Below are 620 nucleotides of genomic sequence, written 5' to 3'. Positions count from 1 at the left end.
GAGTCAGGCCATGGCAGATGCGGGAAGCCGTGACGGTGCCGCGTGCTGGATCGGTGAACTGGCCTGGCGGGATTTCTATCGGCAGATCATGGCGCAGTTTCCCCGTGTCAGCCGCGGCCAGGCATTCCGACCCGAAACCGATCTGTTGCAATGGGACCAGGATGACGAACGCTTCACCGCCTGGTGCGAAGGGCGTACCGGTTACCCGTTGGTGGATGCGGCCATGCGTCAGCTGGTTGCCACCGGCTGGATGCACAACCGGCTGCGTATGGTGACAGCCATGTTTCTCAGCAAGCATCTTTGGCTGGACTGGCGTCGCGGAGAAGCCTTTTTCATGGAACACCTGCTGGATGGGGATTTTGCGGCCAACAACGGGGGCTGGCAGTGGAGCGCGTCGGCGGGCACGGATGCGGTGCCCTATTTTCGGGTCTTCAACCCGGTGCGCCAAAGCCAGCGTTTTGATGCACAGGGACGTTTTATTGCCCGCTGGGTGCCGGAACTAAACGGGCTGGACAGCAAGCAAATCCATGAGCCCTGGAAGCAACCGTTACTGGCCCCGGATTATCCGCCACCCATCGTGCCCCATGCCGGGGTGCGTGAGCGGGTGACCACCGCGTTCA

General features: G+C 61.9%; 1 protein-coding gene. It reads left to right on the top strand.

Annotated features, from left to right (window positions below; genetic code table 11):
• A partial coding sequence (locus A3754_RS01965) for a deoxyribodipyrimidine photo-lyase (protein WP_197468382.1) occupies positions 1–620 on the top strand: 620 nt, incomplete at both ends.

It is taken from the genome of Alcanivorax sp. HI0083, from assembly GCF_001635175.1.
The sequence above is the reverse complement of the archived record's forward strand: the minus strand, read 5'-3'. Positions and strand labels throughout refer to the sequence as shown.